Source organism: Streptomyces sp. NBC_00440 (assembly GCF_036014215.1).
Taxonomy (GTDB): domain Bacteria; phylum Actinomycetota; class Actinomycetes; order Streptomycetales; family Streptomycetaceae; genus Streptomyces.
The window spans coordinates 4781487-4797055 of the sequence record NZ_CP107921.1; the positions used below are offsets into that span (position 1 = coordinate 4781487).

13 protein-coding genes and 2 pseudogenes are annotated in these 15569 nt (G+C 69.4%); 7 read left to right on the forward strand and 8 right to left on the reverse strand.

All coding sequences use genetic code 11. The annotated features are described in order from the left end of the window. Positions 1-3: 3 nt before the first annotated feature. The 4 genes and pseudogenes from OHB13_RS21570 to OHB13_RS21585 all read right to left on the reverse strand — a co-directional run. Positions 4-1020: a hypothetical protein gene (locus OHB13_RS21570; RefSeq protein WP_328378194.1), complete on the reverse strand. Its 1017-nt coding sequence runs from the start codon at positions 1018-1020 to the stop codon at positions 4-6. Positions 1021-1171: 151 nt separating this feature from the next. Further along, positions 1172-2206 carry a hypothetical protein gene (locus OHB13_RS21575; protein ID WP_328378195.1) on the reverse strand — a complete coding sequence of 345 codons (1035 nt, stop codon included), beginning with the start codon at positions 2204-2206 and terminating at the stop codon, positions 1172-1174. Between the two features lie 14 nt (positions 2207-2220). Next, positions 2221-2874 (reverse strand): hypothetical protein, encoded by a 654-nt coding sequence (locus OHB13_RS21580; protein ID WP_328378196.1) that lies wholly within the window; start codon positions 2872-2874, stop codon positions 2221-2223. 311 nt (positions 2875-3185) lie between these two features. Further along, positions 3186-3359, reverse strand: a pseudogene (locus tag OHB13_RS21585) (DUF397 domain-containing protein); the annotation flags it as partial. A gap of 386 nt (positions 3360-3745) precedes the next feature. On the opposite strand from OHB13_RS21585, the pseudogene OHB13_RS21590 reads away from it, so the two are divergent. The 3 genes and pseudogenes from OHB13_RS21590 (at position 3746) to OHB13_RS21600 (ending at position 6896) form a co-directional block, all read left to right on the forward strand. Next, positions 3746-4782 (forward strand): annotated as a pseudogene (locus OHB13_RS21590) (helix-turn-helix domain-containing protein). Positions 4783-4856: 74 nt separating this feature from the next. Beyond that, positions 4857-5861, forward strand: a complete 1005-nt coding sequence (galE, locus tag OHB13_RS21595; RefSeq protein ID WP_328378197.1) for a UDP-glucose 4-epimerase GalE — start codon at positions 4857-4859, stop codon at positions 5859-5861. Between the two features lie 183 nt (positions 5862-6044). Further along, positions 6045-6896, forward strand: a complete 852-nt coding sequence (locus tag OHB13_RS21600) for an aldo/keto reductase (RefSeq protein ID WP_328380361.1) — start codon at positions 6045-6047, stop codon at positions 6894-6896. 74 nt (positions 6897-6970) lie between these two features. Here the strand turns inward: OHB13_RS21600 and OHB13_RS21605 are convergent, their stop codons facing one another. The 3 genes from OHB13_RS21605 to OHB13_RS21615 all read right to left on the reverse strand — a co-directional run bounded on the left by OHB13_RS21605 (position 6971) and on the right by OHB13_RS21615 (position 8782). Beyond that, a complete protein-coding gene (locus tag OHB13_RS21605) occupies positions 6971-7426 on the reverse strand; it encodes a VOC family protein (RefSeq protein WP_328378198.1) in 456 nt (151 codons plus the stop codon). A 67-nt stretch (positions 7427-7493) separates the two neighbouring features. After that, entirely contained in the window at positions 7494-7841 is a 348-nt protein-coding gene (locus OHB13_RS21610; protein WP_328378199.1) for a YciI family protein, read from the reverse strand. Then, on the reverse strand, positions 7838-8782 hold the full coding sequence (locus tag OHB13_RS21615) for a Vgb family protein (RefSeq protein WP_328378200.1): 945 nt from the start codon (positions 8780-8782) through the stop codon (positions 7838-7840). The genes OHB13_RS21610 and OHB13_RS21615 overlap by 4 nt, the downstream gene beginning before the upstream one ends. Positions 8783-9187: 405 nt before the next feature. Here OHB13_RS21615 and OHB13_RS21620 point away from each other — a divergent pair, with 405 nt between their 5' ends. The 4 genes from OHB13_RS21620 (at position 9188) to OHB13_RS21635 (ending at position 14899) form a co-directional block, all read left to right on the forward strand. Then, positions 9188-12127 carry a BTAD domain-containing putative transcriptional regulator gene (locus OHB13_RS21620; RefSeq protein WP_328378201.1) on the forward strand — a complete coding sequence of 980 codons (2940 nt, stop codon included), beginning with the start codon at positions 9188-9190 and terminating at the stop codon, positions 12125-12127. A 231-nt stretch (positions 12128-12358) separates the two neighbouring features. Then, positions 12359-13573: a cyclic dehypoxanthinyl futalosine synthase gene (gene mqnC / locus OHB13_RS21625; protein ID WP_266854434.1), complete on the forward strand. Its 1215-nt coding sequence runs from the start codon at positions 12359-12361 to the stop codon at positions 13571-13573. 7 nt (positions 13574-13580) lie between these two features. Next, positions 13581-14093: an imidazolonepropionase-like domain-containing protein gene (locus tag OHB13_RS21630; protein ID WP_328378202.1), complete on the forward strand. Its 513-nt coding sequence runs from the start codon at positions 13581-13583 to the stop codon at positions 14091-14093. Between the two features lie 107 nt (positions 14094-14200). Then, the gene (locus tag OHB13_RS21635) at positions 14201-14899 is read left to right on the forward strand and encodes a demethylmenaquinone methyltransferase (RefSeq protein ID WP_266854430.1); all 699 of its coding nucleotides are present in this window, start codon (positions 14201-14203) and stop codon (positions 14897-14899) included. 71 nt (positions 14900-14970) lie between these two features. On the opposite strand, the gene OHB13_RS21640 is transcribed toward OHB13_RS21635, so the two are convergent. Continuing rightward, the gene (locus OHB13_RS21640; RefSeq protein WP_266854429.1) at positions 14971-15495 is read right to left on the reverse strand and encodes a GNAT family N-acetyltransferase; all 525 of its coding nucleotides are present in this window, start codon (positions 15493-15495) and stop codon (positions 14971-14973) included. Positions 15496-15569 lie beyond the last annotated feature (74 nt).

Consider the following 15569-nt stretch of genomic DNA (forward strand, 5'->3'; position numbering starts at 1 on the left):
CCGTTATTTTGTTGAGATCTTCAGTACGGCGGAAGTGAGCCCTGCCATGATGAGGCTGCCCGATGAGTAGGCCAGGGATGTTGGTATCTCGCAGGGAATATTCTTTGCGTCAACTGGCTTCCCTGGCTTGCATGTGGAACCCGACTCGTTTTTCGATGAGTGCCTTGCCACGAGTTCGGTCTTTTTGGTAGCCAGGTGGAGCACGTAGGAGCCCGATGAGTTTCCCGCGTGGACGTAAATGCCGTCCGCACCGTCGTCGCTCATCCAGCGAACTTTGAGGGAGGCGGGGTCTCCGGGGACTCCGTCGATATGCCGGGGCAAGGCTATAGTGCGCGAGGAACCGTCTGCGCTGATGGCCGTTATGCCGCGGACCTGCGAAGGGCCGTTGGTGCTGGGGGAAACGTAGACCGTGTGCGTGCCACTCACCGCGCCACCGGGGGAGATAGCCGGCCAGTCCTTGACTGGGCCTCGACCTGGCACCTGGTAGATACGGGTGAGGTGTCCGTCCTTGAGTCGCCAGATAACGTTGTAGTCGGCGATCATGATCGAGCCGTCGGGCTCTGTCGCGAACGGGACGGGTTGGCTGGCGGCGAAGCGGTATTGGCTTGCCGATGCGGTTTTCGGGGCAGGGTCCCGTAGTTTTCGGTTCTTTCCCGCGACTCCTGCGAGAGCCGCTTTACGGCCGCCGGGCCCCAGTTCAATGAGCTGTGAATCGGCGCTTGTCAGGAACTTTCCGCCGGGCAGTGCTACCAGTCCTGCCATGCCCTCGATTTGGTCGTCGAGAACGACTTTCGCTTTGTGGTCCTTGGCGATGGCGACGAGGGATGTCCCCAGGCCGTAGACCAGGCCGTCGGGGCCGTAGGCAACCCCTTCCGGGGTGCCTCCGAACCCGTCGTAGGCAACCTCTTGGGCCTTGTTGTCCGCATCGGTCCGGAGAACGGCCACGGCTTGCCCCTTGGCGGGCTCCTTCCAGGTGTTTCCCGGCTTGCCGTCGCAGGCTGCCAGGCCGAGAAGGACCATCGGGGCCATCCCGGCCGACAGGTATGTCTTAACGCTTCGCCTCACGGCTGAACCCTTCGCTCAGTACGCACATGTGATCCCGCGGCGGCTGTGCGTCGGGGCGCGATGTGACAGCTGGAGGTACCGAACGGTGTCCGTTCGCGGCCCTTTGTCAGCGGTTGATCGTCTGGATTTCCTGGACGTTCATGTCCTGGGTGGTCTGGAAGGTTCCGTCGGGGAGGTCGCCATGTGCTCCGCCTGTGCCCCTCCAGCTGATCTTCCAGGTGATGGACGCCTTGAGCTGGTACGGGCTTCCGTCGGTGGCGTGCAGGTAGTTGATGCCGCACGGCGGGTTCTGGCTGGCGTCGCCTGCCTTGTACGGCGTGCCGATGGAGCCGTCCTTGTTGAACGTGCAGGTGCCGGAGGAGGGGAAGGTGTCCGCGTCGTCCGTGCCCGGGTCCAGGTGGAGGCTCACGGGTTTCGCGGTGGTCTCGGCCCAGAGCCCGGTGTTGGGGAGTTCGGCGCGTACGACGACGTCCTTGAAGGTGCCCTTGTCCAGCCAGACCCAGGTGGGCAGGTTCACGGTGGACTTGGTCTGCGGCTTCAGCTCGATCTTGGTCTCGGGGACCTTGACCTTGTTGTACGCGTACTCGGCGAGCATCTTCGGCGTGGGCGCGTGCGGGATCTTCGGGACCTGGCCGGCCGGCTGCCAGAACATGATGCGGCCGCACTGCCATGAATCGGGATCCGACTCGTCCGGCGCTACGCTCCGCCAGAAGTAGCCGCCCTTGCCGATGTTGTAGTTCTTGTAGCCATCGGCCATGGAGCTGGGGTCGTCGAAGTTGGCTTCGGGCTTGCCGTCCTTGTAGTGGTCGGTCCAGAGGCCAGTGCCGAACCAGGACTCGTGGATACCCACATCGCCGTCGCCGCCGGACGACTTCACGAAACTCTTCAAGCCTTCGGGTGTGAAGACGGGCTCGTACCAGCAAGCGGGCGGTTTCCAGTTGGGATCGATCGCAGCCAGGTTGCCCTTTTTGCCGCTCCCGCCGCCTCCCTTGGGATAGCTGAGCCGGATTTGGGAGTGGGTGGCGGAGGCGCTGACGCTCCGACCGTCGGAGCCGCCCTTTGTGCCGCCACCTCCGATGGCGTGGGCCGGGCCGGAGGCGAGAGCGACCGTTGCGAGCGAGGCCGCGGTGAGCGCTGTCATCCTGCGACGTGAGTTCACGACGGGCAGCCACCCCTCTTGGAGTTGGTGGACACGGTCTGCCAGACGCCTTGTGAGCTCTTCTGCAGAGTGGACGTGTAGTACACCTTGGGATCCGTACCCGCCGGGTTTCCCTCGACTTTGCCCGTCTTGCGACCCTTTGTATATGCCTTGGTCTCGTCCATGCAGTAGTTGAGGATCGCTCGTGTCTTATTGCTTCCGAGCATGCTCGCCTTGGCGTCATAGACCGGCGCCTTGCCGATGAGCGTCAGGTTCTTATCTGTGTAGGTCTTGATCCACTCTTGGTCCTGGGAGAGACCGGCCGCTGTGTCGTAGAACTTCAGATACTCGGCATCGGGAGCGTTGGCCATGATCGCCGCGTACCCGGCGCGGACCTGTTCCTTGCCGTCGTTGAGAACGGCCTGCTCGTTGGGGTCGCTGCTGTTCCAACCCTGAAAATTCAGCTGGAAGGAGTGGGGGATCGTGATCTCCGGCCGCGCCGCACCCGGCGCCGCAGAGGTGGAGGCCGAAGCAGACGGGCTCTTCGTCCCCTCGTCCGCCCCCTTGATCTTGTCCTTGGAGGCGTCGTTGTTGCTGCCTCCGCAAGCGGTCAGTAGCAGGGCCGCACTGACAGCGAGTGCGGCGGCGATGGCTGGAGTGCGGCGGGCCACGAGTGTTCTCCCCCGGTTGGCGACAGCAGGCCAGCAGGCCGGACTGTAAACGTTCAGGGCATTCGAAGCTACCAGCCGCGTGTAAAGGGCAGCAGAGGACGGTCGGGGGATTCCGTGCCATGTACGGGAAGAGCTGCCTGGGCGGGATGAATCTGTCGCGGGTGGGGTGTTGTGTGCGCCTCCTGGTGGCCGTGTGCGCGTGCGATGTGGTGGCGACTGGAGTGATGCCGGGTGCTGTGACAGCAGTGCGCCCCGATGCCCGGGTCGGCCGGGCTCGGGGTGCGAGTGCTCAGGGGGTAGTTTCCGGACGTGCCGGACGTGTACGTCACGAAGTCCGTCCATGTGTCCGGCGTGAAGCCGAGCTGCGGGCCCGGGATGTTCTTCGAGTCACGGACGTGGACGGTGCTTGCCGCCGCTGTGATCTCGACGCATTCGGGGCCGTCGTTGGTGCTGTAGCTGCTCTTGACGTCGAGGCGCCCGCGGATCGCTGGGGGGCTACGCCCGGCCCTGTCCCGCGCTGGACGGTCTGGGCGGAACTCGATCTCGTACCGTGACCGCCCGGGCTCTTTACGTCGACACCGTGGCCGTCTTCACCGGGTCGCGGATCCCCGCGACCCGGTGGGCCGCGACGCCGTCTCCCGCGACATAAGAACTCTCAAGTACTGAGGGGAAATAACCTCCCCACCCCACCCGACCTCACCCCGCGGCCCGTCACCCACACGGGTGAGGTTCGCCAACCGGGCTGGATTTAGGGCTGGTTGGTCGGCATATGCTCGCCGCGACCAACAACCCAAGACATGTGACGGCCCCCGGCAGGACGGCAAATCCTGATCCGAGGGCCTGACCACCGAGGAAGATCAGAGGCTTCCCGATGGATACCCAGCAGGTTAGCGCGCCCTCGCGCGCCCCGTCCCGCGATTCCCGGGGCGGCGTGCCCTCCCGCGTCACGCCCTCCCGCGACGTTGCCTCCCGTGACATGCCTTCCCGCGTTATGCCTTCCGGGCCCGTGCCCTCCGGTGTCGTGCACATCAACTCGCGGCATACTGCCCGCTTCACCGTCGTCGGCAACCATCTCGCCCAGCACCCCGGGCTGTCCCTCGTCGCGATCGCGCTGGCCGTTCATATCCAGTCGCTGCCCGCCGGAGCCCGGATCGGTGTCAAGGTCCTCGCCGACCGTTTCCCGGAGAGCGAGGCCCGGGTGGCCGCCGCACTGCGCGAGCTGGAGGCGCACGGCTACTTGTGCCGCACCCGGGAACGCCTCCCGAACGGCCGGGTCGTCACCCGCACGGTCTCGTACAACCAGCCGGGCAAGCCACGTACGGATGTGAGCCCCGGCGTTGTCCCGCCTGGCGCCGTCCCGCCGGCCGCCGCCCCTGTGGCCTCGGCCGTGCCTGTCGCCCCTGCGGCTGCGGCGCCCGTGCCCCCTGCCGTCGTACCCGCGGCCGAGCAACAGCTGCGTTCACAGCCACCACCGCAGCCACTGCCCCGAGCGGGCGTCCACGGGCCGCGCCCGGCCGGCGTGCTTCCCCAGCCGCTCGTGCCCGGCCCCGAACGCCACCGCGCGGCCATCGATCTGCTCTCCGGCCTGCGCCGCGACGAGCCCGTGCTGCTGGCCGAGACCGACGTCCGGCGCCTGGCCCCGGCCGTTGGGCCTGGCTCGAACGCGATGCCCGGCCCGACGCCGTACGCGCTGTCCTCACCGCCGATCTGCCCGGTCGCCTGAGACACCCCGCAGCCCTTCTCGCCCACCGGCTCGCCGCCCTGGTGCCGCCCCCGCTGCCCGCTCTCCGTACCCGGGAAGGGGCCGGGCGGCCGGATCCGCTTCAGAACTGCGACGCCTGCGACCACGCGTTCCGGTCACCCGGGCCCGGCCGCTGCCGCGACTGCAGGGCCGGGCGGCAGCGGTGAGGCCGGGGGAGGAGGGGGTCTCGGGGGAGAAGTGAGGCCGGGGGACGAACGAGCCTGGGGGGAGAATCGCGCGTATGAACAAGATTCTGATCACCGGCGGTGCCGGATTCATCGGCAGTACTGTCGCTTCCGCTCTCATCGATCAGGGGATCACCCCGGTCATCCTCGACGATCTCTCCAAGGGGCGGCGCGAGTTCGTCCGCGACCGCGTCTTCTACCAGGGTGATATCGCCGACCAGGCCCTGCTGGACAAGGTGTTCGCCGAGCATCCCGACATCGACGTGACCCTGCACTGTGCCGCCAAGATCGTCGTTCCCGAGTCCGTCGACCGGCCGCTGCACTACTACCGGGAGAACGTCGCCAAGACCGTCGACCTTCTGGAATCCCTCCAGCGCAACGGCTGCGAGCGCGTCGTCTTCAGCAGTTCCGCCTCCATCTACGCGCCCACCGCCGACGCCCGTGCGGATGAGACCTGCCCGGTGGCCGCATCGAGTCCTTACGCCCGTACCAAGCAGATGATGGAGCAGGTTCTCCAGGACTGGACTGTGGCGGCCCCCGTCCGCGTCATCGCGTTGCGGTACTTCAACCCGATCGGGGCCGACCCCCAGATGCGTACGGGGTTGCAGGACCTGAATCCGTCCCACGCGCTGGGAAAGCTCATCGAGGCGCACACCGAGGGAACTCCGTTCACGATCACCGGAGTGGACTGGGACACCCGCGACGGCAGCGGTATCCGCGACTACATCCATGTCTGGGACCTCGCCCTTGCGCATGTTGCCGCCCTCACGCGCTTCGACGAGGTCCTGAAACCCGGTGTCGATGACCGGTACGAGGTCATCAATGTCGGCACCGGTCAGGGCACCACCGTGCGGGAACTCGTCACGGCCTTCGAGGAGGCGGTGGGAGAGACCCTTGACGTCCGTGAGGCCGGACCGCGTCCCGGTGATGTGATCGGCTGCTACACCGCCGGCGACCGTGCGGGTGAACTCCTGGGCTGGAGCGCCCGGAAGAGCACGGTGGAAGGTGTACGCGACGCGCTGGCCTGGCGTGCGAAGTGGGCTGCACAGGTGGCCGGTTGACGAAGTCCGTGTGCGTTGCGGGGCCGATGCGCGACTCAGGGAAGCAGGAGCAGGACCGTGAACAACTCCGTTAACAACGCCGTGAACAACAACGCCGCGAACAACAACGCCGTGAACAGCACTGTGAACGAGGGCGTGCACCACACCACGACGAGCGCCCATGCATCCGAGGCCGGGACCTGGATGCTGGGCGACCTGAGCGTGAACCGGATCGGCCTCGGAGCGATGCGCCTCACCGGCAGTGGCGCGTTCGACCTCGGTGAACCCGGTGACCGCGACGTAGCGGTCAAGGTCCTCCGCCGCGCCGTCGAGCTCGGCGTCAACCACATCGACACCGGGTCGTTCTACTTCTCACGCCTGCGCTCGGCCAACGAGCTGATCAACACCGCCCTGTCCCCGTACCCGGAGGACCTGGTCATCGTCACCAAGGTCGGACCCGGCCGCGACCCCTCGGGCGAGTGGTACACGGCCACCCCCGACCAGCTGCGCGGCCAGGTGGAGGAGAACCTGCGCCAGCTGGGCCGCGACCACCTCGACGTGGTGAACCTGCGCCGCATGTCCCAGGACTCGATCTCCGAGGACTTCGGCGCTCTCGCCGACCTCCGTGATGCGGGGCTGATCCGGCACCTCGGCGTATCCAGCGTCAGGGCGAAGCACTTGGCGGAGGCGCAGGCCATCGCGCCGGTGGTGTGCGTGCAGAACCAGTTCAGCCTCGACGTCCGGAGGAACAGCGAACTGCTGCGGTCCTGCGGGGAGCAGGGCATCGCGTTTGTGCCGTTCTACGCGATCGCCGGAGAGGGCCGGGACGAGGGCGCCAGGGCCAACGGCGGTGAAAGTGCGCACGTACGCGACATCGCCGAGGCCCACGGGGTGTCCCCGGCCCAGGTCCGCCTGGCGTGGACGCTGCAACAGGGCCGGCACGTCCTGGCTATCCCGGGGACCGGCAACCCTGTCCACCTGGAGGAGAACGTGGCCGCCGGGGCGCTGCACCTCGCCGCCGATGACATGGATCTTCTTCAGGCCACGGGGAGCTGAGAGGCGGGGCGACGACAGCGCCGCGCATCGGCGGCGCGCGTCGGCGGCGCCCCTGATGCCGGTGAGGTCTTCTGTCAGCTCCTCTGCGATTCGTCGATGGCGGGCATCGGGGCGCCGTCGGGGTGCCACCGGCTGAGGAAAGTGGCCTGTCGGCCGGCGTCGACGAGTTCGATACGCGCGCCGACGCTGTCCATACGGTGATAGGCGAACGGCCGGCCGTGCGGGCAGCCGGAGAATTCCACGGGCAGCCCTTCCCGTTCGAGGCGCGACGAGCCTTGCTGGATGTCGCTCGTCCAGAACCCGAGGTGGTCGAACCGGGCTCCCGCCGACGCGTCCCACGGACTGCCCTCGGGGCCCTCGATCAGCTCGATGAACGGCGGCCCGCCCGTCGTGAAGGCGATCAGGTAGTCCCACTCACCCATTCGTTCGGAAGCGGGATCACTCCACTCGACTCCGGCCGACCGCCGGAAGTCAGCCATGGCTCGCTCGATGTCCGGGACGACGAAGCACACGTGATAGGAGGAAGTCATCCACCCATCATCGGACGCGTCGTCTCAACTACCCCATCGGCTGCTGCCGTTCAGGGGTTGGTGCCGCTCAGGCGGATTCGAGGAGCGGGCGGATTTCGAGTGCCTCCGGGGTGGGGAAGCCGCGGGCCAGTTCAACCGCTTCGGCATGGTCGGCCACCTCCAGTACGAACCAGCCGCCGAGGGTCTCCTCGCCCGCGTGCACGGGCCCCTCGGTCACGGTCGGGGACCCGTTCGCCGATTTGCGTACGGTGACGGGGCCCTGGTGCTCGGTTTCCAGCGCGTCGCCGCCCACCAGCTTGCCCGCCGCTGCGGTCTCGCCGATCCAGGTCTCGTATGCCTTCCGGTAGGCGTCGCGGTCGGCCTGGATCTGTGCGCGTGATGCATCCGTCTCGAAGACCACGAGTGCGTATTTCATGAGCCGTTCCTCTGATCGTTGGTGCTGGTGCTGGTGCTGGTGCTGGCCGGTGTCGGTGCCTGTGTCGGGGCTACGCGCGCCAGTGCACCCGTCTCCAGAGCCGTCCACAGGGCGCCGTCCGGGCCCACGGCGATGCCGTGCGGTTCGGATGCCGGGGTGGGCAGGGCATGGACGGAGACGGTGCCGTCGGATGCGATCGAGCCGACGCGGTTGGCGCCCCACTCCGTGAACCACGGCCTGTCACCGGTGTCCGTGGTGACGGCATGGGGCCGGGCGGAACGGTCGGGGAGCGGGTACTCGGTGATCCGGCCGTCGGGTGCCATCCGGCCGATCTGGCCGGCGGCGATCTCGGTGAACCAGACGTTTCCGTCCCGCCCTACCGCGATCCCCACCGGTGCGGCAGCCTCGGTGGGCAGGTCGTGCACCGTGACAGTGCCGTCCATGCCGATGCGGCCGATGGCGTTGGCCTGGTTCATCGTGAACCACATCGCGTCCTGTCCGGCGGCGATCGCGGAGGGGAACGCTCCGGCCCTCGGCAGTGCGTACTCCGTGACCTTCCCGTCGGTGGCGAGGCGCCCCACGCGGTCGGCGGCGGTCTCGGTGAACCACAGTGCGCCGTCCGGGCCGGTGGCGATACCGAACGGGCCGCACTCCGCGGTCGGCAGGGCGAACTCCGTCACCTGGCCTGCCGTCGTGATCCGTCCGATCCGGTGCGCCCGGTACTCGGTGAACCACAGCGCGCCGTCCGGGCCGGCCGTGATGACCGTCGGCCCGCTGTCGGCGTCGAGCTGATGGCTGGTCGGTTTCTGCCCGGGAACCAGGCGGCCGATCCTGCCGGTGTGCACCATGGTGAACCACAGAGCGCCGTCCGGGCCCGTGGTGATCGCGTACGGGCCGCTGTCGGGGCCGGACACGACGTACTCCTCGACGGCCTGGGGCATCAACGCTCCTTCTCCGGATGCTCCGGACCATGGGATGACGGATCATGGGTCCGCCGATCGGATCGGCGGCGGTCGGCACAGCATGGAGGCTGGGGCGCACCCGGAGCAACGGACTTTCAGGGGCGTGCAGTTGAGTCACTCCGCCGGTCCAGCGACCGTACCGGTTACGGCTGGGCCTCCAGTTCTCCGGCCCGCCAGCGACTAATCAGGGCAAGTATCAACAGGGGTGCCATTTCGGGCACGTTGTGTCCCCCGGGCCCTGTCTGTCTTTCGAAACCGTCCGTACCATCTCGGTAGGCTCGGTCCACCCCCCTCGGCTTCCGACCGGCTCCGACGACTTCCGACGACTGACGACCAGCGACCCCGACGATCCCGAACCCGCTCCCTCCACACAGGACACCCGCCATGGCGCGCAATACTCCCGGCTCGACGGGCCCGACCAACCGGACGCCTCAGCCTCTGCCCCGGCAACGGACCGCGGGTGACTTCGCCAAGGCGTTCTTCGCGTTTCTCGCGCTCGCGGGGCTGCTGCTCGCCGTGCCGCTAGCCCTGTCCACGCAGGGCTGGCCGCTGCCGCACGGCATGCCGTCCTTCGACATGGTGCAGCAGCAGATCACCGTCGACACGTTCGTGAACATCCTGATCTGCGTGGTCTGGCTGGCCTGGGCGCAGTTCGCCGCGTGCGTCCTCGTGGAGGTCAAGGCCGCGGTCTCCGGCGTCGGGATGCCCTCGCACATTCCCGGTGCGGGGCCCAGCCAGATGCTGGCCCGGCAGCTGATCGCCGCGCTGCTCCTGGTCAGCGCCACCGCCGCGAGCTTCGCACCCGGGATCGCGCAGTTCGGGCAGTCCCTGGAGTCGACGCACAAGCCGACGGTCGCCGCCGCGCAGCAGGCCCCCGGGGTCGGCGTCGCGCAGCAGGCGCAGGCCGCCGTGGCCTCGCAGGCCGACGCGCAGGCACACGCCGAGCAGGCGAACGCGAAGACCGGCACCGAGGGTGCGACGAAGTTCTACCGGATCAGCCCGCCCGAGGGCCGCCACCACGACTCGCTGTGGGAGATAGCCCAGCGCCACCTGGGCGACGGCCGCAGGTACAAGGAGATCTACCAGCTCAACAAGGACCGGATGCAGCCGGACGGCACGAAGCTCTCCGAGGCGAGTCTGATCCGGCCCGGCTGGATCATGGAGATGCCGGCCGACGCCCACGGCGGCGAGGTCGTGCAGATGCCCGACCAGGCGCCGAGCGTCTCCGAGCAGGTACGTCACCAGATCGACGAGTACGCCAAGTCCGGGAACCACCAGGAGCAGCCCGCGCAGCACCAGGGCGGCAGCCGCGGTGACAACCCGACGGCGCAGATCTCCGTACCGGAACAGCGCCTCCCGAACGCGCCCACCACGGGCTCCGGCGCCGGATCGGGTGCGGTCGCCGAGGCGCCCTCGCAGAGCTCCGACTCCGGACTCGGCCTCTCCGCCGCTCTCATCGGCGCCCCGCTGCTCGCCGCCGGAATCCTCGGCGCGCTGGGCCGCCGCCGCCGGATGGCGCTGTGGCAGTCGGCGATGACCGCGGTGGCCGGCCGGCGCGGTATGGAGCCGCCGGTCCCCACCGGCGACGAGGCCGATGTGCACGACGCGCTGCTGGTCGGGGCCGACCCCGACGCCGTCCGCTTCCTGGACCTGGCCCTCCGCGGCCTCTCCTCCTCGCTCGGCGGGGAGAGCCGTCCGCTGCCCGTCGTGTACGCGGCCTGGCTCACCGACGACGATCTGCACCTCCAGCTCGCGCAGCCGTCGGGGACGCCGCCGGCGCCCTGGGAGCTGGGCCAGGACCAGACGTTCTGGCGGCTTGAGCGGTCGGCCGTCGCGACGTACGAGGGGATCGACCCGGAGAGCTCGGCCGCCCCGTACCCGGGGCTCGTGAGCCTCGGCACCCGCGACGACGCGCGGCTGCTGCTGAACCTGGAGGCCGTGCCCGGTCTCGTCGCCCTCACCGGGGCCGACCCCGACCGCGCAGCCGTCCTCTCGTCCGTCGCCGCCGAACTGGCCACCAACGGCTGGTCGGACCGGATGACCGTCACGGTCGTGGGATTCGGCGCGGAGCTCAGCCCGCTGGCCCCGACACGGCTGCGCCACCTCGGCTCCGTCGACGAACTCATCGAGACGCTCGGCGCGGAGATCGGGCAGCGCCGCAGCGCGCTCGGTGCGGCCGGCCACGACTCGGTCCTCACCGGGCGGACCGGCCCGGCCCAGCAGACCCGCTGGGCCCCGCACCTGGTGCTCGTCGCGGACGAACCGACCGCCGACGAGGCCACCGCGCTCGCCGAACTCACCGCCGACTCGGGACGGCTGGGCATCGGCTGTCTGATCGGGGCCGGTTCGGCCGGGCAACTGCCGGGTGCCACCTGGGACTTGGAGATCACGGGAGAGGGCAGGCTGCTCGCGCCGCTGCTCGGCCTCGAACTCGACGCGCAGCTGCTGCCGCAGGCGCAGCACGAAGCGGTCGTACGGCTCTTCGCCGACGCCGCCCCGGAGGGCGACGGCCCCGAACCGGCCCGCCCGTTCCTGGTCGACATCACCGAGCAGGGCCGCCCCGCGGTGTACGCGCGACTGGTCGGACCGTACGAGATCATCGGCCTCGACACCCCGGACAGCGAACGCAGCGCCCTGCTGCACGAAGCGCTCGCCCTGCTCCTGCTGCACCGTGAGGGCGTCCACCCGCGGGTCCTCGCCTCGGCCATGTGGCCGCGCGGAGTCACCCCGGAGGTGTGCGACGCGCTCATCGAGCGGCTGCGGCTGTGGCTCGGCACCGACGAGGACGGCTCGGCCCGGCTCCGTACGGACAGCACCGGGCGGCTCACGCTTGCCCCGTCCGTGGTGTCCGACCTGGACGTGCTCCGTTCGCTCCACCACGAGGCGACCGAGGGCCGGGGCGCGCGGCGCGCCTCGGTGCGGGAGCGGCTGCTCACCGACGCGCTCGGGCTGGTACGGGGGCCGCTGCTCGCCGACCGTACGGAGGGCCGCTACACCTGGCTGACCCACGAGATCATCGACACGCAGCTGCCGCTGCTGGTGGCCGATGTCGCGCTGGCCCTGTCGGCGCACCACCTGGAGCAGGAGCATCCGGAGAAGGCGATCGCCGCGCTGCGGGCCGCCGTGTCCGGATCCTCGGCGGACGAGCGGCTGTGGAACGAGATGCTGCGCGCGACCCACGCGACCGGCGACGAGGCGCGGCTGCGGGAGCTTGCGGCGGATCTGACCGTACGGGGCGGGGACCGGGGGGTGCCGCCGCGTACGGAGGCGTTGCTGGATGAGCTGCTTCCGGGGTGGCGTGGGGGAGTTGCGGCGGCGGGGTGACCGTACGCGGTGGCGGTGCGGGGTGTGGGGGTGCGGGCCTTTTCGGGGCTCCGCCCCGGACCCCGGTCCTCAATCTCCCCCAGCTACCGCTGGGAGGTGCCCCCAGGACGGGCTTGAGTGTGGCCGGCGTTGCCCTCCATGGAAACCAGACAAAGGGGGCGCAATCTTTCGTGTCAGCCCCTGGCGTAGGCTGGATCGGTCGTCAGTAGCCCCTTGGGAAGGACCCGCCCGGTGACCGAGAACGCCGACCTTACGTCTGTAAATGTCGCAGCCGTCCTCGACCGTGCCGCCGCAGGCGGGCGTATCACTCCCGAGGAAGCGGTCGTGCTGTACCGCGACGCCCCGCTGCACGCGCTGGGTGCGGCCGCTGATGCCGTGCGCCGGCGGCGGTATGCCGGGACCGAGCACATCGCCACGTACATCATCGAGCGCAACATCAACTACACGAACCTGTGCGTCACGGCGTGCAAGTTCTGCGCCTTCTACGCGGCCCCGAAGGACACCGAGAAGGGCTGGACCCGCGACCTCGACGACATCCTGCGCCGCTGCGCAGAGACCGTCGAGCTCGGTGGTACGCAGATCATGTTCCAGGGCGGGCACCACCCGGACTTCGGTGTGGAGTACTACGAGGAGCACTTCTCGGCCATCAAGAAGGCGTATCCGGAGCTGGTCATCCACTCCCTCGGGGCCTCCGAGGTCGAGCACATGGCGCGGATCTCCAAGGTGTCGGTCGAAGAGGCCGTCTCGCGGATCCACGCCGCCGGGCTCGACTCCTTCGCAGGTGCGGGCGCCGAGCTGCTGCCCGCGCGGCCGCGCACGGCCATCGCACCGCTCAAGGAGTCCGGCGAGCGGTGGCTGGAGATCATGGAGACGGCGCACGGCCTCGGTGTCGAGTCCACGTCGACCATGCTCATGGGCACCGGCGAGACCAACGCCGAGCGCATCGAGCACCTGCGGATGATCCGCGACGTACAGGACCGGACCGGCGGCTTCCGCGCCTTCATCCCGTACACCTACCAGCCCGAGAACAACCACCTGAAGGGCCGGACGCAGGCCACCCTCTTCGAGTACCTGCGCATGATCGCCATCGCCCGGCTCTTCCTCGACAACGTCGCCCACATCCAGGGCTCCTGGCTGACGACCGGCAAGGAGGTCGGCCAGCTGTCGCTGCACTACGGCGCCGACGACCTCGGCTCGATCATGCTGGAGGAGAACGTGGTCTCATCGGCCGGTGCCAGGCACCGGTCGAACCGGATGGAGATCATCGACCTCATCCGCAAGGCCGGCCGCGTTCCCGCGCAGCGCGCGACGACGTACGAGCACCTCGTCGTGCACGACGACCCGGCGAACGACCCGGTCGACGACCGCGTCGTCTCGCACATCTCGTCCACGGCGATCGAGGGCGGCACGGCCCACCCCGAGCTGAAGCTCCTCGACGCCAACTGAGGCCGCGTTGCTGACCCTTCACCGGGCCGGTGCGGACGCGGTCGTCATTGACGGCGACCGCATCGCGGCGCTCGGACCGTACGACGAGCTGGACGCGGCGTACGGCGAACGGGCCCGGCTGCGCAGCTGGGACGGGGTGCTGACCCCCGGCCGCCACGAACCGGACGCGCCCGCGCTCCTCGAAGCGGCCTACTGGCCCGACCCCCGCGAGGACCTCGGCTCCGACCCGCTGACCGGCGAGGCGCTGGCCGCGCTCGGGATGACCGAGGTCCGCTGGGGCGCGAGCGCCCGGCGCGGGCTGCAACGGCTCCTCGCGGCGGGAACGACGTCGCTCGCCGGACCGTTCGCACGGGCGGCCGTCCGTACGGCTGTCGAGCGGTCGGGCCTCTCCGTGCTTTCGGTGCTCTCCGCGCCGCGTACCCTCGCCGTGTCCGGGCGGGCCGACTTCGCGGTGTACGGCGACGACGGGAACTGCCTGGTGACGTGCATCGCCGGGCGGATGGTGCACCGGGCGCGGTGACGCCGACAACCGGCGAGTCAAGGAAGGGCGCCCCACACCCTCCCCCGGGCCACGCGGGCCGCGACCCTGTGGGCGGGCTCCGGTGGGCCGCACGACACAATGGACGGGTGACCCGAGCATCCCTGGACAAGCAGCCGCACGAAGTCGCCTCGATGTTCGACGACGTGGCGGCGAACTACGACCTCACCAATGACGTGCTGTCCCTCGGGCAGGCGCGGCTGTGGCGCAAGGAGGTGGCCAAGGCCGTCGGTGCCCGCCCCGCGCAGAAGATCCTCGACCTGGCCGCCGGGACCGCTACGTCCTCGCTGCCGTTCGCGCAGACCGGTGCGTACGTCGTGCCCTGCGACTTCTCGATCGGCATGCTCCAGGTCGGCAAGCAGCGGCATCCGCACCTCCCGCTGACGGCGGGCGACGCGACGAAACTGCCGTTCCGCGACGGGGTCTTCGACGCCGTGACGATCTCCTTCGGGCTGCGCAACGTCCAGGAGACGGACGCCGCGCTGCGGGAGCTGTACCGGGTCACCAAGCCCGGCGGCCGGGTCGTGATCTGCGAGTTCTCGCAGCCCACCTGGGCCCCGTTCCGCACCGTCTACACCGAGTACCTGATGCGGGCGCTGCCCCCGGTGGCGACCGCCGTCTCGTCCAACCCGGACGCGTACGTCTATCTCGCCGAGTCGATCCGCGCCTGGCCCGATCAGCCCGCGCTCGCCGCCCGTCTCCAGCAGGCCGGCTGGGCGGACGTGGCCTGGCGGAATCTGACCGGCGGCATCGTGGCCCTGCACCGCGGCTTCAAGCGGACGGACTGAACCAGGTGGACTGAACCAGGGGGAGGGGACGGGTGGGGGCGGAGTCGCGCCCCCACCCGTCTCCATCGCCCTCAGCCGGTCCCCTCCCGCAGGTCCAGCCGGAAGCAGTGGCCCTTCCGCTTCGACACCGGTGTCATGAAGGTCTCGTGCAGCTCCATCCCGAGCCGCCGCGTCACCGCGACCGACCGCTCGTTCTCGGCGTCGACCATCGCGAACACCTCATCGACACCGGCCGCCCGTACGCGCTCCAGGGTCGTGCGGGCGGCGGCCGTCACATACCCGTGGCCCCAGTACTTCCGCCCGAGCCGCCAGCCGATCTCGATCTGGCCGACCGGCCCGAAGTTCTCCTGCGGCCAGGGCTGCGCGCCGGTGAAACCCATCACCTCGCCGTCCCCGTCGAGCACCGTCCAGAGGCAGAAGCCCCGCTCGGCGTCGTGTCTGCGCTGCCGCGCGGTCAACTCCTCGTACTCCGACAACTCCTTCGATGCACCCCCGTGGAACTCCATGACGTCCGGATGGTCGAACACCCGGTGCCAGGCGAAGGCGTCCTCCTCGGTGGGGACGCGCAGCCGGACGACCGGCGCAGGCTTGTTCACTTCGTTCCAACCCTTCAGCTGATCGATCAGGAGGTCCCCATAGACTGCACCTGTCCAGTGCCGCGTGGCACATG